This is a genomic window from Pseudonocardia terrae (assembly GCF_021343995.1).
Taxonomy (GTDB): domain Bacteria; phylum Actinomycetota; class Actinomycetes; order Mycobacteriales; family Pseudonocardiaceae; genus Pseudonocardia; species Pseudonocardia terrae.
This window is the reverse complement of sequence record NZ_JAJTTE010000009.1, coordinates 52,704-73,036: the sequence shown is the minus strand read 5'-3', so window position 1 is coordinate 73,036 and position 20,333 is coordinate 52,704. Positions and strand designations below refer to the sequence as shown.

Annotated in this window: 19 protein-coding genes; 2 read left to right on the top strand and 17 right to left on the bottom strand. The window is 72.9% G+C overall.

Annotated features, from left to right (window positions below; genetic code table 11):
- Window positions 1-28: 28 nt before the first annotated feature.
- The 9 genes from LWC33_RS08310 to LWC33_RS08270 form a co-directional block, all read right to left on the bottom strand.
- A complete protein-coding gene (locus LWC33_RS08310) occupies window positions 29-1,099 on the bottom strand; it encodes an ABC transporter permease (protein ID WP_233303661.1) in 1,071 nt (356 codons plus the stop codon).
- Window positions 1,096-2,664 carry a sugar ABC transporter ATP-binding protein gene (locus LWC33_RS08305; protein ID WP_233303660.1) on the bottom strand — a complete coding sequence of 523 codons (1,569 nt, stop codon included), beginning with the start codon at window positions 2,662-2,664 and terminating at the stop codon, window positions 1,096-1,098. The genes LWC33_RS08310 and LWC33_RS08305 overlap by 4 nt, the downstream gene beginning before the upstream one ends.
- Window positions 2,664-3,803 (bottom strand): sugar ABC transporter substrate-binding protein, encoded by a 1,140-nt coding sequence (locus LWC33_RS08300; RefSeq protein WP_233303659.1) that lies wholly within the window; start codon window positions 3,801-3,803, stop codon window positions 2,664-2,666. The genes LWC33_RS08305 and LWC33_RS08300 overlap by 1 nt, the downstream gene beginning before the upstream one ends.
- 109 nt (window positions 3,804-3,912) lie before the next feature.
- Window positions 3,913-4,776 (bottom strand): MBL fold metallo-hydrolase, encoded by an 864-nt coding sequence (locus tag LWC33_RS08295; protein WP_233303658.1) that lies wholly within the window; start codon window positions 4,774-4,776, stop codon window positions 3,913-3,915.
- Window positions 4,773-5,159 carry a cupin domain-containing protein gene (locus tag LWC33_RS08290; protein ID WP_233303657.1) on the bottom strand — a complete coding sequence of 129 codons (387 nt, stop codon included), beginning with the start codon at window positions 5,157-5,159 and terminating at the stop codon, window positions 4,773-4,775. The genes LWC33_RS08295 and LWC33_RS08290 overlap by 4 nt, the downstream gene beginning before the upstream one ends.
- 224 nt (window positions 5,160-5,383) lie before the next feature.
- The gene (locus LWC33_RS08285; RefSeq protein WP_233303656.1) at window positions 5,384-7,039 is read right to left on the bottom strand and encodes a class I adenylate-forming enzyme family protein; all 1,656 of its coding nucleotides are present in this window, start codon (window positions 7,037-7,039) and stop codon (window positions 5,384-5,386) included.
- Window positions 7,040-7,115: 76 nt separating this feature from the next.
- Window positions 7,116-7,649 carry a flavin reductase family protein gene (locus tag LWC33_RS08280; RefSeq protein WP_233303655.1) on the bottom strand — a complete coding sequence of 178 codons (534 nt, stop codon included), beginning with the start codon at window positions 7,647-7,649 and terminating at the stop codon, window positions 7,116-7,118.
- Window positions 7,649-9,067, bottom strand: a complete 1,419-nt coding sequence (locus tag LWC33_RS08275) for a 4-hydroxyphenylacetate 3-hydroxylase N-terminal domain-containing protein (RefSeq protein WP_233303654.1) — start codon at window positions 9,065-9,067, stop codon at window positions 7,649-7,651. Before LWC33_RS08275 ends, LWC33_RS08280 begins: the two co-directional genes overlap by 1 nt.
- Entirely contained in the window at window positions 9,067-9,678 is a 612-nt protein-coding gene (locus LWC33_RS08270) for a 3,4-dihydroxy-2-butanone-4-phosphate synthase (protein WP_233303653.1), read from the bottom strand. Before LWC33_RS08270 ends, LWC33_RS08275 begins: the two co-directional genes overlap by 1 nt.
- Window positions 9,679-9,875: 197 nt before the next feature.
- Here LWC33_RS08270 and LWC33_RS08265 point away from each other — a divergent pair, with 197 nt between their 5' ends.
- The gene (locus LWC33_RS08265) at window positions 9,876-11,036 is read left to right on the top strand and encodes an LLM class flavin-dependent oxidoreductase (protein WP_233303652.1); all 1,161 of its coding nucleotides are present in this window, start codon (window positions 9,876-9,878) and stop codon (window positions 11,034-11,036) included.
- Window positions 11,033-11,437 carry a nuclear transport factor 2-like protein gene (locus tag LWC33_RS08260; RefSeq protein WP_233303651.1) on the top strand — a complete coding sequence of 135 codons (405 nt, stop codon included), beginning with the start codon at window positions 11,033-11,035 and terminating at the stop codon, window positions 11,435-11,437. The genes LWC33_RS08265 and LWC33_RS08260 overlap by 4 nt, the downstream gene beginning before the upstream one ends.
- A gap of 40 nt (window positions 11,438-11,477) precedes the next feature.
- On the opposite strand, the gene LWC33_RS08255 is transcribed toward LWC33_RS08260, so the two are convergent.
- From LWC33_RS08255 to LWC33_RS08220, 8 genes are all read right to left on the bottom strand, one after another.
- Window positions 11,478-12,224: a helix-turn-helix transcriptional regulator gene (locus tag LWC33_RS08255; protein ID WP_233303650.1), complete on the bottom strand. Its 747-nt coding sequence runs from the start codon at window positions 12,222-12,224 to the stop codon at window positions 11,478-11,480.
- 57 nt (window positions 12,225-12,281) lie between these two features.
- On the bottom strand, window positions 12,282-13,094 hold the full coding sequence (locus tag LWC33_RS08250; protein ID WP_233303649.1) for a mycofactocin-coupled SDR family oxidoreductase: 813 nt from the start codon (window positions 13,092-13,094) through the stop codon (window positions 12,282-12,284).
- Between the two features lie 60 nt (window positions 13,095-13,154).
- Window positions 13,155-13,991: a mycofactocin-coupled SDR family oxidoreductase gene (locus tag LWC33_RS08245; RefSeq protein ID WP_233303648.1), complete on the bottom strand. Its 837-nt coding sequence runs from the start codon at window positions 13,989-13,991 to the stop codon at window positions 13,155-13,157.
- Window positions 13,991-14,377, bottom strand: a complete 387-nt coding sequence (locus LWC33_RS08240) for a nuclear transport factor 2 family protein (RefSeq protein WP_233303647.1) — start codon at window positions 14,375-14,377, stop codon at window positions 13,991-13,993. Before LWC33_RS08240 ends, LWC33_RS08245 begins: the two co-directional genes overlap by 1 nt.
- On the bottom strand, window positions 14,377-15,588 hold the full coding sequence (locus LWC33_RS08235; RefSeq protein WP_233303646.1) for an acyl-CoA dehydrogenase family protein: 1,212 nt from the start codon (window positions 15,586-15,588) through the stop codon (window positions 14,377-14,379). The genes LWC33_RS08240 and LWC33_RS08235 overlap by 1 nt, the downstream gene beginning before the upstream one ends.
- A gap of 113 nt (window positions 15,589-15,701) precedes the next feature.
- Complete coding sequence (locus LWC33_RS08230; protein WP_233303645.1) at window positions 15,702-18,323, bottom strand: ATP-binding protein; 2,622 nt, start codon at window positions 18,321-18,323, stop codon at window positions 15,702-15,704.
- 147 nt (window positions 18,324-18,470) lie between these two features.
- The gene (locus tag LWC33_RS08225; protein WP_233303644.1) at window positions 18,471-19,211 is read right to left on the bottom strand and encodes a tyrosine-protein phosphatase; all 741 of its coding nucleotides are present in this window, start codon (window positions 19,209-19,211) and stop codon (window positions 18,471-18,473) included.
- Window positions 19,208-20,332, bottom strand: coding sequence for a thiolase family protein (locus LWC33_RS08220; RefSeq protein ID WP_233303748.1), 1,125 nt, complete (start codon window positions 20,330-20,332; stop codon window positions 19,208-19,210). Before LWC33_RS08220 ends, LWC33_RS08225 begins: the two co-directional genes overlap by 4 nt.
- Window position 20,333: the final 1 nt, after the last annotated feature.

The window sequence follows — 20,333 nt, the reverse complement described above, 5'->3', positions numbered from 1 at the left end:
GGTGGTGCTCCTTGCGAGAAGAGGGGGATCAGACGGCCGCGGCCTGGGCGCGCCGCTTGCGCTCGCCGCGGCTGCGGACGAGCTTGGACAGGACGACGGCGATGACCAGCGCGCCGCCGTAGAAGAGCTGCTGCACGTACTGCTGGGCGCCGAGGAGCTGCAGGCCCGTGATGCCGGTGACCAGGAAGTACACGGCGATCAGCGTGCCCCAGGGGTTGAACCGGCCGATCCGCAGCACTGTCGAGCCGAGGAAGCAGGCCGCGAACGCCGGGAGCAGGAACGACGCGCCGGACACCGGGTCGGCGCTGGCCGTGGTGCCGGCGTAGACGACGCCCGCCAGGCCCGCGAAGCCCGCCGAGATGATCAGCGAGCGCCACCGCAGCCGGGGCACGTTCACGCCGTTGAGCCGGGCCACGTCGTGGCTCTGCCCGACGAACAGCAGGCGCTGCCCGAAGGCGGTGTGGTCGAAGACGTACCACGCGACCACGACGAGGGCCAGCGCGTAGAAGAACCCGATCGGGATGCCCAGGAACGGCTGGGTGAGCACGGCGTCGGACAGGACGCGGTCGATGCCGCTGATGGTCGACGAGTCCGAGAGCAGGTAGATCAGGCCCTGCACGACCGTGCCCATGCCCAGGGTCACGATGAACGGGTTGATGTCGAAGACCGTGACGATCAGCCCGTTGAGCACCCCGACCAGGAGGCTGGCCACGAGCGCGACCAGCACGGACGGCCAGATCCCCCACCCCTGCTGCACGTTGAGCACCGCGACCACGACGGTCGCGAGGTTCAGCGTCGAGGCCACGGACAGGTCGTAGTCGCCGGCCCGCAGCGGGTAGAGCAGGCCGATCGCGAGGATCAGCAGCACGACCTGCGACGACAGCATGTTGGAGACGTTGGCCGCGGTGGGGAACGTCTGCGGGACGATCAGGCTGAACGCGACGATCAGCACGGCCCACACGCCGAGCAGCGCGAACCGCTCGGGCTCGGCCGGCGCCTTGCGCCTGCGGCGGGCGGAGGCGGTGGACGCGGGCGTCCGGGCCTCGTCCTTCTCCCGTGCCTTCCGGTCCTGTGCCTTCTGTTCCTGTGTGGCACTCACGATGCTTCCTCCGCTGCATCTTCGGCGTAGACGGCGGACGCCAGGACGTCCTTGGTGATGTCCGATCCGGTGATCTCGGCGCTGACCCGGCCGCCGTCCAGCACGAGGACCCGGTCCGCCATCTCCACCAGCTGCTCGTAGTCCGACGTCGCGCACAGCACCGCCATGCCCTGCGCGACGGCCGAGCGGATCAGCGTGAAGATCTCCCGCCGGGCGCCGATGTCGACGCCCTGGGTGGGCTCGGCGAGCAGCATCACCTGCGGGTTCGTGTCCATCCACTTGCCCAGCAGGGCCTTCTGCTGGTTGCCGCCGGACAGGTGCCCGAACAGCGCCTGCGGGTTGGCGGGGACCACGCCGAGCCGGTCGCAGGTGTCCTGCGCCTGGCGCTCGAGCCCCTTCCAGTCCACGGCGAAGCCCCGGGCCCGGCCGGTGAGGAAGGGCAGCGAGACGTTCTCCAGGACCGACAGCCCCAGCGCCCCGCCCTGACCCTTGCGGTCGGCCGGGATCAGCACCACGCCGGCGTCCATGGACCGGGCCGGCGTCGGCCGCGCGACCTCGCGGCCGCCGTGCTCGATCCGGCCCCCCGAGGCCGGACGCGCGCCGAACAGCAGGTCGGGCAGCTCCTCGAACCCGGAACCGGCCAGCCCGGTCACGCCGACCACCTCGCCGGCGAACAGGTCCAGGTCCAGGTCGCGGACCCGGGTTCCGCGCAGCCCGCGGGCGGACAGGAGCGCAGGCCGGTCGGTCCGCACGGTCGCGTCGCCCTTCGCCACGTGCTCGTCGCGCGCACCCAGGATGAGCTGCACGAGGTCGTCGCGGGTGGCCCCGGTGGTCGAGCGCGTGCCGGCGGTGCGGCCGTTGCGGAACACCGTGACCCGGTCGGTCACCTCGAGGATCTCGTCGAGGTCGTGCGAGACGAGCAGGACCGCGTCGCCGCGGTCGCGCAGCCGCCTGAGCAGGGCGAACAGGAGCCCGACCTCGTGGCGGGGCAGGAACACCGTCGGCTCGTCCAGGATGAGGATCTGCCCGCCGGCCCGCCCCGCTCGACCGTGCGATCCGGCTCCGGCGAGCTCCTGCGAGCCGACGGCCCGGACCACCGCGACCATGGCCCGCTGCACGGGGGTCAGGGTGTCGATCGGGGCGGCCGGGTCGACGTCGACCTCGAAGCGGTCCAGGAGGTCGGTGACCCGCCTCCGCTCGGCCTTCCAGTTCACCCGGCGCCACCCCGGGGCGTCGCCGCCCGAGTCCAGCGCCATGTGCTCCAGCACCGTGCCGGCCCCGGCCAGCCCGAGGTCCTGGTGCACGAAGCCGAGGCCGTGGTCGCGCAGGCCGCGCGCGCCGAACGGGCCGCGCACCGACGTGCCGGCGACGGTGACGGTGCCCCCGTCCGCGTCGTGGAAGCCGGCCAGGACCTTGATCAGGGTGGACTTGCCGGAGCCGTTCGCCCCGAGCAGGCCGTGCACCTCGCCGGCCCGCACGTCCAGGTCGACGCCGCGCAGGGCGGGGACGCCGTTGAACGCCTTGGTCAGGCCGGCCACGGCCAGCAGCGGTGCCGGAGCGGTCATCAGGCCAGGCCCCACAGCTTCAGGAAGGCGGCGCCGTAGGTGTCGCCGAAGCCCTTGCCGCTCTGCGGCGGCGTGCCCGTCTCGGCCACGTTGGACGAGTCGATCACGCGGAGCGGGCCGGACTCGGCGGGCACCGGGTCGGCACCGAGCATGGCGCGGAAGGCGACGTCGATGTTCACGTACGCGACCCAGTCCGGGTTCTCCGCGGCGTTCATGGCGACCTGGCCGTCCTGGACCATCTTCAGGATCGACGGGGTGCCGTTGAAGGTGTAGATCGGCACGTCACGGCCGCCGGCGGCCTGCTTGATGCCGGGGGCGGCGTAGAGCGCCATCGAGTCGTACATCGGCAGCACCGCGTTGATGTTCGGGTCCTTCAGCAGCGCCGACTGCACCTGGCTCTGGATCTGCTGCGACCACTGCGGCACCGCCACGTTGATCACCTCGGACCCGGACCCGGCGGGCGCCTCGTCGGTCAGGGCCTTCTGCATCGTGTCGACCATGCCCTTGGCCGGCCCGGTCTCCGACGACTGGATGATCAGGGCGTGCACCGGCGAGCCCTTCTGCGCCGCCACCGCGGTCAGAGCCATGAGCCGTGCGGCCTCGTTGAACGGGGCGAAGGCCTCGTACTTCAGGCCCGCGCTGACCGGGCTGCCCTTGTCCGACAGGTGCAGCGGGACGACCGGGATCCCGGCCTTCGTCGCGGCGTCGATCTGCGGGCCCAGGGTCGCGGGCAGCGGGCCGTTCAGCAGGATCGCCCCCGCGCCCGCGTTGATGGCCTGGGCGATGCCCTGCTGGTACGAGGTCTGGGTGCCGTCCGACGGGAAGGTCACGAAGTTGACCCCGGCCTTGGCGGCGACGCCCTTCATCGCCTCCTCACCCGCCTGGTAGAACTCCGCCTTGCTGTCGATCGGGATGCTGTAGATCGTCTTGCCCCGCAGGGAGCTGACGTCGATGGCCGGGCCGAGGTCGTTCGTGCCCGGGACGGCCTTGGCGGCGTCGACGACCTTCTGCGCGGCCTCGGCCTTCTGGGTGCCCTCGGGCGTGGCCGCGGTGCTGGTGCTTCCTCCGCCCCCGCAGCCGGCCAGCAGGCCGAGTGAGGTCGCAGCAGCGAGCGCGACGACGAGCTTCGTGATGCGCATGGATGGGTTCTCCGATGAGGATGTGGCGCGGGCGCGCCGGGGAATCGGACGACGCGGGTGCGCCGGGGAATCGGACGGCGCGGACGCGCCGGGATCGGGTGGTGCGGCGTCAGCGCGCCGCGAGATCGGGCCTCTCGCGGAGGTCGTCGTAGATGCGCTCGATGGAGCGGCGCTGGAACATCTCGATGAGGTCGTCGGGGTAGCCGACGTAGTCCTCGGTGTCGACGTGGATGTTGTCGGGGAACCGGATCTCGTCGCTGGCCTGCTCGCGGTCCGCACCCCGGGCGATCGCCTCGGCGACCTGCCCGACGACCTCGCGGCCCCAGTCGCGGTAGCGCTCGAGCACGCTGCGGTCGGCGACCTCGCCGTGCCCGGGGACGAGCACCTCGAAGTCGTAGGACGCGACCTCCTCGATGGCGTCGAACCAGTCCCACAGCCGGGAGTCCTGGAAGGACGGGAGCCCGGCCTCGCAGACGATGTCGCCGGTGAACACGACGCCGTCCTCGGGCAGGTAGGCGAGGAGGCTGTTCGCGGTGTGCCCCGGCTGGAAGCTCAGCTCCAGGTGGACGTCCCCGAGGTGCAGGTCCATCCGGTCGGAGAAGACCACGGTGGGCACCCGCACCCGGTAGGTGTCCAGGAGGGCCACGGCGTCCGGGTCGATCCGGGCGAACAGGTTCGCGAGGTACTCCTGGCTCGGCGGCTCGGTGAGCAGCCGCCGGCGGGTGCCCCGGTGCGAGACGACCTCGCCGCCCTGCCAGAAGTTGCCGATGGTGTGGTCCGGGTGGTGGTCGGTGTTGACCACGAACCGCGTGGCGCCGAAGCCGTCGACCGTCTTCCGCCAGGCCATCGCATCGGTCGGGCGGTGCGGGGTGTCGACCAGGGCCAGGCCCTCCGCACCCACGACGATCGAGTTGTTGCTCCCGAGGTGCGCGGTCTCGACGTGCACGTGCGCGCTGACCTGCTGCAGGCTCATCGGGCGTCACCCTCGGCCGGCTCGGGCATCGACGACCCGCCGAGGAAACCGAGCAGGTTCTCGATCCGGGTGGGCGCGAAGACCTCGATGAAGGTGGACTCGCCCTCGATGCTGTGGCCGGAGTGCTCGACACCCCGCGGGATCACCACGACGTCGCCCTCGGCGAGCACGGTCTTCTCGCCGGCCACCGTGAAGGCGATGCGCCCGCTCGTCACCACCATCGCCTGCTCGGCGTCGGGGTGGGTGTGCGCGGGCAGCTCCGTCGGGTGCACCCAGCGGATGCGGTTGAGCCCCATCTCCTTGCCGGTGGCCGCCGTCCGGAAGTTCCCCGGGAGCACCTCACGCTCGGGAAGATCGGACCAGCTCGTCCAGTAGCTGCTCATCGACGTCACGGATCCCCTTCGACTCGCCGTCCGGGTCGGCGGTCCGAACCGGCTTCATGGCGCGCGTCACGCTAAAGGGGATGACTGAAAACTGTCAACAGTCTTCAGGCGAAGTAACCGAGCGGCAACACACCGGCCACGAAGGGGCTCGCTCCGGCCCCGCGAGAACGCGCGACGGCCGGGCGGGTGTCCCGACGCACACACCCACCCGGCCGTCTCGTGGATCAGGACCGCGTCCGCAGCTCCCGCCGCAGGACCTTGCCGCTCACCGTCTTGGGGATCTCCTCGAGGATCTCCACCTGGCGCGGGTACTTGTAGGCCGCCATGCGCTCCTTCGTGAAGGCGACGATCTCCTCCGCGGAGGCGGTCGCGCCGGCCCGCAGGGAGACGAACGCCTTGACCGTCTCGCCGCGGTACTCGTCCGGGACCCCGACGACGGCGGCCTCGCGGACGGCGGTGTGCTCGTAGAGGACGTCCTCGACCTCGCGCGGCCAGATCTTGTAGCCGCCCGCGTTGATCTGGTCCTTCTTGCGGTCGACGATGTAGAACCAGCCCTGCGGGTCCATGTAGCCGACGTCGCCCGTGTGCAGCGCGCCGTCCGGCAGCGCCTTCGCGGTCTCCTCGGGCTTGTTCCAGTACCCGGCGACGACCTGCGGACCGGCGGTGACGAGCTCGCCGATCTCGCCGGCGGGCACGTCCTCGCCGTTCTCGTCGACGATCCGCACCACGGTGTCGTAGACCGGCACGCCGACCGACAGCGCACCCGACGCCGGGTCGACCGGCGCCTCCGCGCCGCGCGGCACCGCGTGCGACGGCGAGGTGGTCTCGGTGAGCCCGTAGATGTTGTGGATGTAGTGGCCGAAGGCGTCCCGGAAGGCCTGCACGGTGCTCGGCGGGATCGGCGCCCCGCCCGAGTAGACCTTGGTCAGGGACGCCAGCTTGGCCTTGTCGGCGTCGGGCGCGTTCATCAGGGCGATGAAGACGGTGATCGACCCGACCGTGAACGTCGCGCCCTCCGCCTCGGCCGTGTCGAGGGTGAGGCCGGGGTCGAGCCGGTACATCAGGACGAGCGGCGCCCCGGTGAGCAGCGCGACCGCGATGTGCCCGACGAGCCCGGTGACGTGGAACAGCGGGGCGATCCCGAGCACGACGTCGTCGGGCCCCAGGCCCACCCAGTCGCGGTAGGTCTGCGCGTTGAAGACCACGTTGCGGTGCGTGGTCATCGCGCCCTTCGGCGGGCCGGTGGTGCCGGAGGTGTAGGTCAGGAAGGCGACGTCGTCGGGCCCGAGCTCGACGGCCGGGGCCGCCGCACCCCGGTGCCGCTCCAGGAACTCGAGCAGGTCCGTGGTGCCGGGGCAGGCGATCCGCTCGGCACCGGCGAGGACGGCCGGCTCGTTCCGGGTCTGCAGGTCGAGCTCGGAGGTGGTGAGCACGGTACGCACCGCGGTGCCGGACAGGACGCCCGCGGCGACGTCGCGGTGGAGCGACTGCAGGCACACCAGCACCGACGCGCCGGAGTCGGCCAGCAGCTCCGCGAGCTCCCGCTCCTTGTTCATCGGATTGATCGAGACGGCGATCCCGCCGGCCTTCCACGCGCCGACCTGGGCGATCACGAACTGCGGGACGTTCTGCAGGTAGACCGCGACCCGGTCACCCGGCGTGAAGCCCTCGGCGGTGATGCCGGCGGCGAAGGCGTCGGTGAGCGCGTCGAGCTCGGCATAGCTGATGCGGCCGTCGAAGTAGCGGATCGCGTCCCCGTCGGGGTTGCGCGCGACCGCGGCGCGGAACATGTCGACGGCCGTCGCGAACTCGACGGTCGTCGTGGCGGGCCGGCCGTCGTCGTAGACGGCCAGCCAGGGTTTGTCGTCGTACACGGACATGGAGGTCTCCTCAGGGGTGGGCGGGCGGACGACCGGAGCTCGTCGGCCCGGGCCGGGGCTCGGGCCGGAGCCCGGGTCAGCGGGAGGCCGCCGCCGGGTGACTGCGGACGAGCGCGTACCGGCCGCGGTGGTAGAGCAGCGGCTCCAGGGACGGTGCGCTCCCGAGGGCCCGCACGGCCCCGACGACGATCGTGTGGTCGCCGCCGTCGTGCTCCGCCGCGAGGTCGCAGTCGATCCAGGCCGCGACGTCCGCCAGCCGCGGGGCGCCGGTCGGCGACGGCGTCCACGCGACGTCGGCGAACTTGTCCGTCCCGCGGCGGGACATGGCGTCGCTGACGCCGTGCTGCCCGTCGGCCAGGATGTTCACGCAGAACGTGCCGGCCTCGCGGATCCGCGGCCAGGTGGTCGAGGTGAGCGCCGGGGCGATCAGGATCATCGGCGGGTCCAGTGACAGCGAGCTGAAGGACTGGCAGGTCATGCCCAGCGGCGCGCCGTCGGGGCCGGCCGCGGTGATCACGGTGATGCCGGAGCAGAAGGCGCCGAGGACCTCCCGGAAGTGCTCCGGCGGGATCACCACGGTGCCGTCCGTCGTGTCGGTCCCGTTCGTCATCACGCGACCCCGCCGGTGTCGATCCCGGCCAGCCGGCGCACGTACGCGACCGCCGTCGCGGGGTCGTAGGAGCGCGCGATCTGCATCTTCTCGGCCTCGAGCGAGCCCTCGGCGTGGGTGGCGAGCACGGACTGGTAGCCGCCGTAGTCGCGGGCCGTGAGGTCGCCGATGAAGTTGAGGATCCGCAGGCGCTGCTCGGCGGGGACGGTCGCGGCGTAGTACTTCTCCAGCACCGCGCGGATGCCGGGGTTCGCCCAGTCCTCGGCGCCGGGCCCGGTGGCGAGCAGGCCGCCGGCGAGGTCGACGAGCGTCGCCGTGGCCTCGTGGAAACCGTGCGCGAATGTGTACTTGGCCATGTTCACCGCGAGCGGGTCCGGGAGCCAGACGCCCCGGGCGCCCTCACGGGCCCGCAGGGCCGCGAGCTCGGCGAGCCCGCGGACGGTCTCCGACCAGGCGATCAGCTTGGCGATCTTGTCGCGGACGTGCCCGGCCCGGGTGATGCCGTTGGCCTCGGCGACGAGGTGCGCGGCACCGACGATGACGTCGAGCAGCGGCAGCTTGTAGTTGATCGCCGTGAACCGGTGGTAGTCCACGAACGCGATCGCCAGCGGGCCCGCGAGCTCCGGGCGCCGCTCCAGGAACACCCGCTCGCGCGGGATCCGGACGTCGTCGAAGACGGTCAGCGACTCCAGCAGCTTGTGCTTCGAGGACAGCGGGAAGCTGAAGTCGTCCCGCTCCCCCGCCGCGTACGGCGACACGTAGAGGTCGAGGCCGGGGGTGTCGACCGGGATCGCGAAGGAGACCGCGTAGTCGGTGTCCGCGGGTCCCATGGCGCGGGTGGGCAGCACGACGATCTCGTCGGCGTTGGCCGAGAACGAGGTGTGGGTCTTGGCGCCGCGGACCGTGATCGAGTCGGCGTCGGAGTCGACGATGCGCAGGTAGAGGTCGGGATCGGTCTGCTGCGACGGGCCCAGGGTGCGGTTGCCCTTGACATCGGTCTGGGCGACCGCGAGGGCCAGGTCCTCCTCGAGGACGCGGGAGAAGAAGGCCTGCGCGCGCTCCAGCCCCTCGCCCTCGGTGGCGCGCAGGAGGGCGAACAGGGCGTCGGAGCCGACCTCCTTGAGCACGATCGTGCCCGCTCCGCGGCGGGACACCTCCTCGATCAGGGCACCGCGGTCGCGCAGGTCCTCGGGAGTGCGCGGCAGGTGGTAGAAGGCCGAGTAGGTGCCCGCCTCCGTGCTCTTGCGCACCGCCAGGTCCGGGAGGTCCTCGGCGATGGAGTAGCAGAGCGCCGAGTGGTCGACGGCGGGCCGGAGCTCCGGGTGCGCGACGACGTCGTCCACCCGGGCGCCGCGGTAGTGGACTCGACGGCCGTCGCGCAGGCCGTCGCGGTACTGCTGCGCGGTGCGCAGAGCCATCAGAGGTTCCCTTCGGAGGTGGTCAGGAGATCGGCCGCCGACACCACGGGCAGCCCGTGGGCGTCGGCGAGGGCGAGCAGGTCCTCGGTGCGGGCCTCCGCGCAGGGGTCGCCCGCCGGTACCGCGGCGCACAGCACCGCGGCCCGCCGCCCCGCCCGGGCGGCGACGGCCAGGGCGAGGCCCGCGGGGCTGTCCGCCGTGCGGACCCGCACGGGGACGACGTGGCCCGGCCTGGTGAGCGCGTCGGGCTCGGTCGTCGGGGCCGCCAGCAGCCGCGCGGTCAGCGCGCGATCGGCCGCGGAGATCCCCGTGGACACCCCGTGGGTGGCGTCCACCGAGACGCAGTGGTCGCCCCGGGGGCCGGCCGGGACCGGCCACACCATCGGGGGCAGCAGGAGCCGCTCACACGTCTCGCCCGTCACGGCCACCTGCACGAAGCCCGACCCGACACGGACCAGGAACGCCATGGTCTCGGTGGTGACGTCGTCGGCCGGGGCGACGAGATGGCCGGAGCCCCGCCCGTCGAGCACGACGACGGGTCCACCGGCGAGGCGCTCCCGCACGGCGGCGTTCGGGCCGTGTCCGATCAGCGGGTCGATCACTGCGGTCATGGGGCACCTCCACAGGCGTCGGGGAAGCAGGGTCGGCGCAGCTCACCACGCGGGCGACGACGTCGTGAGTGCACGTTGGTGGACGGGGTGGGGTGCACTTTCGTGCACTGTGCAGCGGCGGCGGACGGCCCGAAGGTGGCTTGCGACACAGGCAGACCGCGGCGCACCGCAGCGCCGCCGGCACGAGAGGTCACCGCATGGCCAGGCTGAAGTTCGGCATATTCCTCGCCCCCGTCCACGCCCCGGGGGTGAAGCCCGCCGTCGCGTTCGAGCAGGATCTGCAGCTGATCGAGCACCTCGACGCCCTCGACTACGACGAGGCGTGGTTCGGCGAGCACCACAGCGCGGGCTCGGAGATCTACGCGTCGCCGGAGATCCTGATCGCCGCCGCCGCGCAGCGCACCCGGCGGATCAAGCTGGGCACCGGCGTCACGTCGATCAGCTACCACAACCCACTGTGGGTGGCGGACCGCATGGTCATGCTGGACCACCTCACCCGGGGCCGGACGCTGTTCGGGGTCGGCCCGGGGTCGCTGCCGACCGACTCCGCGATGATCGGGTTGAACCCGACCGAGACCCGGGAGCTGCTCGAGGAGAACCTCGATATCATCCTGCGGCTGTTCCGCGGCGAGACCGTGAACGCGAAGACCAGGACCCACGAGCTGATCGACGCCCGGCTGCAGATGGCGCCGTACTCGGACCCGCTGTTCGACATCGCCGTCGCGGCCGTCGCCTCCCCGACCGGCGCCCGGCTCGCGGGCACCCACGGGCTCGGGCTGCTCAGCATCGGCGCGACGCTGAGCGCCGACGGCTTCGACGCCCTCGCCCACCACTGGGGTGTCATGGAGGAGCGGGCGGCCGCGGCGGGCACGACCGTGGACCGTTCGGGCTGGCGCCTCGTCGGGCCCTTCCACCTCGCCGAGACCGAGGAGCAGGCCCGCCGCGAGGTCGCGTACGGGATCGAGCACTGGTTCCGCTACTTCCAGCACGTGGCCGCGTTCCCGCAGATGGCGGTGTCCGGCGACAACCTGGACGAGATGATCGACTTCATCAACTCGGCCGGGATCGGCGTGATCGGCACCGCCGACCAGGCCCGGGCCCAGGTGCAACGGCTGGTGGACCAGGCCGGCGGGTTCGGCACCATGCTGCTCATGGGACACGACTGGGCCGACCCGACGGCCACCCGGCGCTCCTTCGAGATCTTCGCCCGGGACGTCGCGCCGCACTTCCAGGGCCAGGCCGAGCCGACGCTCGAGGCCGCGCGGCTGGCCAGCGCCGGCCGGGACGTGCACTCGAAGGCCCAGCTCGACGCCGTCGCGCACATGACCGCCAAGTACGAGGCGGAGCGCGCCCGATGAGCGAGCTCGCGAGCGGATCACCGGCACAGCACGACACCGCGGCCCGCGTGGTCCAGGCGCTGACCACGCTCGAGCCCGGGGACGGGCTGTTCGCGCCGGGCGCCGTGACATGGCACTCCTTCGACGAGATCGAGGCCCCGACGGTGCCGGACACGCTGGAGAGCGTCCGCGCGATCCGCGCGGTGGTCCCGGACTTCGGGATGGACGAGGTGCGGACGTCCCCGGTGGTGGACGGGGTGTCCTGGGCGCGCTACGCGATCACCGGCACGCTGCCGGACGGCGCCCGCTTCCGTGCCCCGGCCGCGCTGGCCGTGCACGTCGACGGGTCGGGGCAGGTCACCCGGATCGAGGAGTACGTCGACACCGCGCAGCTCGCGGGGCTGTTCGCCGCCCTCTCCTGACCACCGCCGCCCGGCTCGGGAACTCCTCGGGCCGGGCGGTTCAGCGGCCCTGTTGCAGGACCAGCGCGAGCTCGGTCCGGCTGCGGGTGCCGGTCTCGGCGAGCAGCCTGCTGACGTACTTCTTCACCGTGTCCTCGGCGACGCCCATCGTGCGGGCGATCACCGCGTTGGTCAGCCCGCTCGCGACCAGCCCGGCCGCCTCCGCGAGCCGGGGCGACAGGCGCGGGACGCCCGCCGCGCCGGCCGCGGAGGCCGGCAGGTGCCGGGCGATCGCCCCGAGCTGACGGCCGAGCAGCCGCAGGACGGCGAGATCGACCGGTCCGACCGTGCCCCGCGGTCCGAAGATCCCGAACAGCGCCTGCCGGCCGCCGGGTGCCACGTGGACCGCGGTGAGGCTCTCGATCCCGTGGCCGGCCAACCAGTCCCGGTACGGCCGGTCCGCGGGCGGGACGGGGTCGTCGGCGTCGACCGAGACCGCGGCCACCCGGTGCAGGCGGGCGGCCGCGGCCGGCTTGGCGAAGACGTCGTGCCGGTCCCAGCGCTGCCGGTACTCCCGGATCAGCCGCCGCTGCGTGCCTTCGAGCAGCGGCGACGGGTCCAGGAACAGCCCGCCGTAGGTGGGCCCGGCGAAGAACGTGGTGTTCCGGTAGCCGAGCACGGAGCCGAGCGCCTCGAGCGTGCGCCCGGCGAACTCGGCGACGTCGCGCGAGCGGTCGACCCGCTCGAGCACCTCGAACACGCGGGTGAGATGCCTCGCGTCGAGGCTCGTCGCCGCCACCGCCTGCATGCTCCGGACACCTCCACTGCTGCCGGTGATCCGCAGCCTAACCCGCCGGCCGGCGGGTCAGTACTCGGTGACCCCCGCGTCGGGCGACAGCTCGTGCGCCGTCATGAAGCGGGACTCGTCCGAGGCCAGGAACAGCACCGTGTTCGCGATGTCCCGCGGCTCGGCCTGGTCCAGCGGGAGGATGTTGGTGAACATCGCACCCAGCTTCGGGTGGGCCTCGAGGGCCTCGCCGATGATGCCGAGCACGTCGCCGCCGCCCATCGGGGTCTGCACGGCGCACGGGTGCACGCTGTTGACCCGGATGTCGTGCTCGCCCAGCTCCACCGCGAACGCCTTCGCCATGCCGCGCACCGCGAACTTGCTCGTGGTGTAGGGCACGAGGAAGGGCTGGACGGTGATCCCGGCGGCCGAGCTGATGATGATCACCGAGCCACCACCCGCGGCGACCAGGTGCGGCGCCGCGACCATCACGGTGTTCCAGGTCCCCGTGACGTTGACGCTCTGGTGGTACTCGAACAGCTCCGGGGTGACCCGGTCCCACATCGCCGGGACGCAGATCCCGGCGTTGGCCACCACGACGTCCAGGCGCCCGAGCTCGGCCACCGCGCCGTCCACGGCGGACTTCAGCCCGGCCAGGTCACGGATGTCCACCTGCGCGGGGACGATCCGCCGGTCCAGCTTCTCGACGAGCGCCACGGTCTCGGCGAGGTCCTCCGGGGTGGAGGACGGGTACGGGACGTTCAGGTCGGCGCAGACGTCCACCGCCACGATGTCCGCGCCCTCCTCGGCCAGCCGCAGCGCGTGCGCCCGACCCTGACCGCGTGCCGCCCCGGTGACCAGGGCGACCTTTCCTTCCACGCGTCCGCTCATGCGTTCGTCCTCTCGGTTCACCGGGCCGGGGCCACCCGACGACGACCCCGGCCCGGGAGGTCACATCTTCTGCAGCGCGCCGGCGTCCACCGGCACGGTCGTCCCGGTGACGAACCGGGACTGGTCCGAGGCGAGCCAGGCCACCGCGTTGCTGATGTCGCGCGGCTCCACCCACGGAGTGGGGAGGATGTTCATCCCGCTCAGCAGCGCCTCGCGGAAGTCCTCGCGGGTGGGGTGCTCCAGGTCCGGCCGGAACAGCTTGTACATGCCCTCGTGGTCGATCATGTCCGTGAGGACCGACGTCGGCTGCACGGCGTTGACCCGGATGCTGTGCTGTCCCAGCTCGTTCGCCATCGTGCGGGCGAGGCCGATGACGCCGTGCTTCGCCGCGACGTAGTGCGCGAAGTTGGGGAAGCCCTGCGTCCCGCCGGTGGAGCTGATCAGCACGATCGACCCGCCGGTGCCCTGCTCGATCAGCAGCGGCACGGTGGCCTTGACGGTCTTCCAGACGCCCGTCAGGTTGATCTCGATCATGGTGTCCCACTGCTCTTCGGTCAGCTCGTGGACCGGAGCGGTGGTGAAGATGCCCGCGTTGGCCACCACGACGTCGAGCCTGCCCAGCTCCGCGACACCGTCGGCCACCGCCGACTGCAGCGCCGCGAGATCGCGGACGTCCGCCTGCCTCGCGACGACGCGGCGGTCGAGCTTCTCGATCTCCGCCGCCGTCTCGTCGAGCTCGGCGGCGGTGGCACCGCGGTAGGTCACCGTCTCGACCGGCGCACAGACGTCGATCGCGATGACGTCGGCGCCCTCCTCGGCGAGCCGGATCGCGTGCGACCGGCCCTGGCCGCGGGCGGCGCCGGTGACCAGCGCGACCTTCCCGTCCAACGACCCCATCAGGCGAGACCCAGCTTCGTCCAGTACTCGCCGAACGACGGCGGGGCCACATCCGCGCCGCGGGTGACCTTCCCGTCGACGAACTGGTGGACCATGATCAGGGTGAAGTCCAGGACGTCGTCGCCCTTGCGGCGCAGCGCGCGGACCCAGGCGATCACGACGCCCTCGGGGGTCGTCTCGGTGCGGACGACCTCGTTCTTCGCCTCGTCGAGGTGCGCGAGGATGCCGAAGCCCTCGAGGAACGACGCCTTGGTGTAGACGGTCTGGGTTCCGTCGGCCTTGAACCCGGCCCAGGTCATGTCGTCGGCGTAGAGGTTCACCAGGAGGGTGGGGTCACCCTTGTCGGCGGCGGCGAAGGCCTCGACGAGGTTGTCGGCGTCGGACATCAGGCGTTCTCCTTCTTCAGGTAGCCGGCGATGATCGGGGCGGAGGCCTCGACCAGCGTCATCGGCTCGACGAGCATGTGCTGGGCGCCCACGGAGATGTCCCGGAGGCAGCGGCCCAGCACGCTGGGGTTGCGGATCGAGGCGGAGCCGCCCCAGTTGTAGGCCCAGGTGACGACGTCCTGGGCGACCTTCTGCACCCACGTCGCGGCCTGGCGCAGACGCGCGCGGTGCTCGTCGGTGATGGTGCCCGCGGCCGCGGCGGCCTCGGCGTCGGCGTGGGCCCGGTAGACGTACAGGCGGGCGGCCTGCAGCAGCGCCTCGTGCTCCACGAAGCCGCGGCGGAACATCTCCGAGTCGCCGACGACCGTCGGGTAGCCGGGGCGCTTCTTGTCGGCGGTGATCTGGGCGATCTCCTCCAGCGCACGCTGGGCGACACCGAGCGCGACCGGCGCGTGCCCGCCGACGCCGATGCCGAGCATGCCCAGCTTGTAGACGGCCTCGGGGCGCACCGGCTCGGTGGAGAAGGTGTCCATCGTGTGGGCCTCGGGCACGAACAGCCCGTCGACCTTGTAGTTGTCGCTGCCCGTCGCGGCCATGCCCATCACGTTCCAGCCGCCCAGGAACTCGACCTGGTCGCGCGGCACGAAGGCGATCCGGCAGACCGGGACCGGGTTGTCTTCTGGGCCGTTCATCTCCGGGTTGCCGTCCTCACCGAGGACGACGAAGCCCGCGCCGATCCACGACGCGTGGTGCGAGCCGCTGCCGAAGCCGTAGGTGCCGGTGACCTCGTAGCCACCGTCGACCCGCACGCCGGTGCCGGTCGGCAGGATCATGCCCGCGGTGATGGCCTTGTCCGCGCCCGCGAACATCTCCTCGGCGCCCTCGGGCGGGAAGAAGCCCACCGCGACGCCGGTCGAGAACGCGTTGGCCATGAAGGCCCAGCCGACGGAGCCGTCGGCGCGGGCGAGCTCCTCGACGACCTTCAGCGAGGTCACGATGTCCTGCCCGGCGCCGCCGTACTCCTGCGGGACCAGCAGCCAGAACAGGCCACTCTCGGCGATGGCGTCCACCACGGGCTTCGTGATGGTGGCGTTCGCCTCCATCTCGTTCGCCTCGGCGTCGATGATCGGCTTGAGGGCGCGGGCCCGGGCGACGTAGTCCACGTCGGGCCCCGCGTCCGGGTTGCCGGGCTTCTCGAGGGTCTGGGTCATGGGTGTCGGCCTCCGTTGGTCGCACGTCGCTGAGGACGTGGATCACGATGCCGAGGCGGGGCCGCGGGCGTACCCGGGGAACCACGTGGTCCGCCACGTGGTCACCCCTGCGGTCACCCGGTGGGGGTCGCCGTGCGGGCCGCGGCGAGGGCGACCGCGACCTGGTTGCGGTTCTGCAGCCGCAGCTTCTGCAGGATGTGCTCGACGTGGCCCTCGACGGTGCGGTGCGAGAGCACCAGCGCCGCGGCGATCTGCCGGTTGGTGAGACCGGCGGCGAGGTGGCCGGCGACCTCGCGTTCGCGGGGCGACAGGACGGCCACGAGCTCGGCCTCCCCCTCCGGCACGCGCGGGGCGGACCGGTCGAGGGCGAAGTCGAGCAGCTCGGGCATCCCCATCGCCGCGCCCCGGCGCGTTCCGGCCTCGTAGGCGGCGTTGCCGAGCTCGGAACGGGCGCGCAGCGCGAACCGCTCCCGGCGGGCCATCCACTGCGCCGAGCCGTAGAGCTGCTGGCCGAACGCGCGCCAGAGCACCGAGGCGGCCCCGATGAGCACGGCCGACCGGGCCGCCGACCCCGCCCCGGCCTCCGCCCAGCCGAGCAGCTCGACCGCCAGCGGGGTGCCCACCGAGTCCTCGAAGTCCCGCTTGAGGCACAGGCTGGCGCGCGCCAGCTCGATCGCGTCCGGGTAGCGCTCCTCGGTCACGGCCACGAGCCCCTGGCCGAAGACGGCGTAGGACAGCATCCACCGCTCGCCGACCTGCTCGCACCGGCGGCGCACGTCATCGAAGTAGCGCTGTCCCTCGCCGGTCCGGCCGTCGAAGCAGAGCAGCATCCCGAGGTGCACCCGGACGGCGCAGTGCAGGTCGCCCCGCACGTCGGGCCGGCTCTCGTAGAGCGCCAGCGACTCGGTCAGGAGCGGCTCGGCGCGCCGGTGGTCCCCGCCGAAGAAGGCGCCGAGGCCCTGCGCGTCGAGCGCGAAGGCCGTCGCCGGGACGTCCCCGGCCCGCTCGGCGAGGTCGAGCGCCTCCGCGACGACCGGCTCGGCGGCCGCCTGGTAACCCTGCATCGTCCGCACCAGGCCGAGCGTGCCGAGGGCGGCCGCCCGCCGCGCGGGGCCCAGGTCCTCCCGCTCGAGCACCCGGCCGAGCCACATGGCGTGCTCGCGGGCGGAGAGCCCGCAGGCCCACAGGAACCACGGGGCGGAGACGAGCTCGGCCGCCGACGGGCCGTGCGCGTCGGCGGGGAGGGCGAGCGCGGTCTCGAGTGCCTTGCGGACGTTGGCCAGGTTCGCGCGCAGCCGCTCGGAGATCTCGAACTGCTCGTCGCTGTACCAGGACCGGACGGAGTCGGTGACCAGCCCGGCGCACCACTCGAGGTGCCGGCGGTGCAGCCGCGCGCTCTCCTCCGGCGACAGCACGGCCTGGCCGAACTCGCGGATGGTCTCGAGGATCCGGAAGCGGACGCGCCCGTGCGACTCCTCGCGCTGCAGGATCGACTTGCCCACCAGGTCGTACAGGCAGTCCAGGACCGCACCCGCCGGCAACGCCTCGTCGGCGCAGACGGCCTCCGCCGCCGGGGTGTCGAAACCGCCGGCGAAGATCGACACGCGCGCCCACAGGAGCTGCTGCTCGCGGGTGCACAGCTCGTGGCTCCAGGCCATCGCCGCCTGCAGGCTCTGGTGCCGTTCCGCGCCGCCGCGCCCGCGGGTGGAGAGCAGCTCGACGCTGTCCGACAGTCGCTCGGCGAGCTCGTGGACGGACAGGACCCGCAGCCGCGCGCAGGCCAGCTCGATCGCCAGCGGCAGGCCGTCGAGCCGCTCGCACACCCGCCGCACCGCGTCGCGGTTGGTGTCGTCGACCGTGAAGCCCGGCAGCACGTCGCGGGCCCGGCTCTCGAACAGGTCGATCGCCGGCGTCCGGTCGCCCGTCGTGGACAGCGGGTGCAGCACGGTGATCCGCTCCCCCGGCAGGTTGAGGACCTCGCGGCTGGTGGTGAGGAAGTGAACCCGCGAGGTGGCGCGCAGGACGTCGTCGACGAACCGGGCCGCCGCCTCCAGCACGTGCTCGCAGTTGTCCAGCACGATCAGCATGTGCCGGGTGCGGACGTGCTCCACGAGCGCGTCGACGGCGGAGCGGTCCGGCTGGTCGCGGTGCGCGATCCCGAGCCCGTCGAACACGGCCTGCGGTAGCAGCGCCGGGTTGCGCAGGGACGCGAGCTCGACCACCCGGACGCCGTCGGCGAAGGCGCGGCGCAGCTCCACCGCGGCCTGGGCGGCGAGCCTGGTCTTGCCGACCCCGCCGACGCCGATCACGGTGACCAGCCGGTGACCCCCCAGCAGCTCACGGAGTTCGCGGAGCTCGGCCCTCCGGCCGATGAACTCCGTGGCGAACTCCGGCACGGGGGAGCGCGTCCGCACGAGCGGGGCGCCCGTCCCACCCGCGAGGCGGCGCTCCTGGTCGACACGCTTGGCGAGCGTGGTGCGCGAGCGCTCCCAGCCGATCCGCTCGCCGATCTGCGCGATCGTCAGCCCGGGCTCGTCGGACAGGAGGGCGCGGATGTGCTCGGCGTAGGCGTCGGTCGCCGAGCCGCGCCCGGGGCGGTGGTCCGGCGGGGGGCTGTCGAACGACAGCGCCCGCCGGATCGTGTTGCGGGACATCCCGAGGTGGGCGGCCATGCCCTTGATGGACATACCCGCGGCGCGGAGCCGCTGGATCTCGCTCCACTCGTCGGCGTTCAAACGGGCTCCTCCGGCACTCCGCGATGAGGCTCGGACCACGATCACGAGGGGCCGCTCGGGGTGTCAAGCGAGCATGCCGGAACCACGTACCGATCCACTCGGAGGGGGGTCAACATGTGTCACACCCCACCCGTGCTGACCCCTCTCCTACCCGGGGGCCTCGACGAGCAGCGCCTCCAGGTCGTCGAGCATCGCCGGGGTCAGCCCGTGGTCGAGCAGGAAGGCGCGGCTGCCCCCATGGCGCTCGTCCACGCCGGCGAGGAAGCGGTGGATCGTGCCGGGTTCGGCCGTCAGCGCCTCGGGCGGGTAGAGGTCGACCGCGTCGCCGTAGGAGACCATGGTCCGCAGCCGCGCCATGGCCTCGGCGGCGTCGGCCGCGCCCCGGGCGTAGTCGGCGGCGATGTCCTCCCGGTGCACCCCGAGCGCGTCGAGCAGCACGGCCACGAGGGCGCCGGTGCGGTCCTTGCCCACCGTGCAGTGCAGGAGGACCGGGAGGGTGCCGGGCCGCAGCAGCTCCGCGACCGCCCCGGCGACCGCCTCCCCGCCCTCGTCGAGGTAGCGCAGGTAGGTGCCGACGAGCGGGTCGTCGCCGGGCATCGGGGCGACCGCCGAGCCCGGGGCGACCAGGGCCCGCAGGCGCACGGGGTGGCGGGCGTGGCGGACACCGAGCTCGTCGAGCGGCCCGCGGCCCTCCTGGTCGGCCTCGTGGGGCAGCCGCAGGTCGATCGTCGCGACGATGCCGGTGTCCGCGAGCAGCCGGCGCCCGGCGCCGAGGTCGAGGAACTGCGGCGTGCCGCTCCGGTGGAGCAGGCCCGGGCGGACCCGCCCGCCGGAACGGGTCCGCAGCCCCGCGACCTCGCGGAACCCCAGCAACCCGGGGTAGCTCACGGGACGGACAGAATGGTGACGACGCACGCGTTGCCGTCCATGCCCGCCGCTCCCCCGCCCATGGTCTCGACGAGGCCGACGCGGTGCCGGGCCACCTGCCGGTCCCCGGCCCGGCCGCGCAGCTGGCACGCGATCTCGGCGATCTGCGCGGTCCCCGTGCCGCCCAGCGGATGCCCGCGGGACAGCAGCCCGCCGCTGGGGTTGACCGGCTGGGCGCCGTCCCGGGCGGTGTGGCCGGACGGGGCCAGCTCCGCGCCCTTGCCGCGGGGCGCGAGGCCGAGGGCCTCGAGGGTGAGGATCTCGCCGATGGTGAAGGCGTCGTGCACCTCCAGGACGTCGATCTCGCCCGGCGTCCGCCCGGCCTGGGCGTACGCCTGCTCGGCGGCGCGGGCCACGCTCGCGTAGCCCCACACGTCCTGGCTGCGGTGGTCCCACAGCGCGCCGGAGACCATCGCCGAGGCCTCGATGCGCAGGTCCGCCGGGTTGCCGCGCTCCCCGCCGACGATCACCGCGCCGGCGCCGTCGCTGGTCGGGCAGCACTGCAGGAAGGTCAGCGGCTCGGCGATCATGCGCGAGGCCAGGACCTCCTCGACCGTCGGCGCGGCCTTGCGCAGCTGCGCCCGCGGGTTGTCCAGCCCGTTGCGCTTGTTCTTCACCGCGACGGCCGCGAGCTGCTCGGGCGTCACCCCGAACTCCTGCACGTACCGCTGGGCCTGGAGCGCATAGAGCCCCGGCAGCGGCAGGGACGCCGCGCCCTCGGGATCCGTGGCCTCGGGCACGATCGCGCCGGAGAACAACGTCGACATCTGGTCGACGCCGAGCACCAGCACACAGCCGAAGCGGCCCTGCCGGACCGCCTGCACCGCCTCGTGGTAGGCGCTGGTGCCGCTGGCACAGGCGTTCTCCACCGTCCACATCGGAACGCCGGGCAGCCCGAGGCCCCGCTGCACGCGGGTCGCGACGCCGGGCGGCCCGAACACCGAGCCGACGATGATCGCGTCGATCTCGGCCGGGGTGATCCCGGCGTCGTCGACGGCCTCCCGGATCGCGGTCCAGCACAGCACCTCGACGCGGGTCCCGGGCTGGAGGCCGTAGTCGCTGGTCCCGACGCCCCACAGCATG

What these genes read in the sequence shown, in the direction of transcription:
- LWC33_RS08305 (WP_233303660.1), bottom strand. Translation starts at nt 2,664, where the DNA reads ATGACCGCTCCGGCACCGCTGCTGGCCGTGGCCGGCCTGACCAAGGCG.
- LWC33_RS08300 (WP_233303659.1), bottom strand. Translation starts at nt 3,803, where the DNA reads ATGCGCATCACGAAGCTCGTCGTCGCGCTCGCTGCTGCGACCTCACTC.
- LWC33_RS08295 (WP_233303658.1), bottom strand. Translation starts at nt 4,776, where the DNA reads ATGAGCCTGCAGCAGGTCAGCGCGCACGTGCACGTCGAGACCGCGCAC.
- LWC33_RS08290 (WP_233303657.1), bottom strand. Translation starts at nt 5,159, where the DNA reads ATGAGCAGCTACTGGACGAGCTGGTCCGATCTTCCCGAGCGTGAGGTG.
- LWC33_RS08285 (WP_233303656.1), bottom strand. Translation starts at nt 7,039, where the DNA reads ATGTCCGTGTACGACGACAAACCCTGGCTGGCCGTCTACGACGACGGC.
- LWC33_RS08280 (WP_233303655.1), bottom strand. Translation starts at nt 7,649, where the DNA reads ATGACGAACGGGACCGACACGACGGACGGCACCGTGGTGATCCCGCCG.
- LWC33_RS08275 (WP_233303654.1), bottom strand. Translation starts at nt 9,067, where the DNA reads ATGGCTCTGCGCACCGCGCAGCAGTACCGCGACGGCCTGCGCGACGGC.
- LWC33_RS08270 (WP_233303653.1), bottom strand. Translation starts at nt 9,678, where the DNA reads ATGACCGCAGTGATCGACCCGCTGATCGGACACGGCCCGAACGCCGCC.
- LWC33_RS08265 (WP_233303652.1), top strand. Translation starts at nt 9,876, where the DNA reads ATGGCCAGGCTGAAGTTCGGCATATTCCTCGCCCCCGTCCACGCCCCG.
- LWC33_RS08260 (WP_233303651.1), top strand. Translation starts at nt 11,033, where the DNA reads ATGAGCGAGCTCGCGAGCGGATCACCGGCACAGCACGACACCGCGGCC.
- LWC33_RS08255 (WP_233303650.1), bottom strand. Translation starts at nt 12,224, where the DNA reads ATGCAGGCGGTGGCGGCGACGAGCCTCGACGCGAGGCATCTCACCCGC.
- LWC33_RS08250 (WP_233303649.1), bottom strand. Translation starts at nt 13,094, where the DNA reads ATGAGCGGACGCGTGGAAGGAAAGGTCGCCCTGGTCACCGGGGCGGCA.
- LWC33_RS08245 (WP_233303648.1), bottom strand. Translation starts at nt 13,991, where the DNA reads ATGGGGTCGTTGGACGGGAAGGTCGCGCTGGTCACCGGCGCCGCCCGC.
- LWC33_RS08240 (WP_233303647.1), bottom strand. Translation starts at nt 14,377, where the DNA reads ATGTCCGACGCCGACAACCTCGTCGAGGCCTTCGCCGCCGCCGACAAG.
- LWC33_RS08235 (WP_233303646.1), bottom strand. Translation starts at nt 15,588, where the DNA reads ATGACCCAGACCCTCGAGAAGCCCGGCAACCCGGACGCGGGGCCCGAC.
- LWC33_RS08220 (WP_233303748.1), bottom strand. Translation starts at nt 20,332, where the DNA reads ATGCTGTGGGGCGTCGGGACCAGCGACTACGGCCTCCAGCCCGGGACC.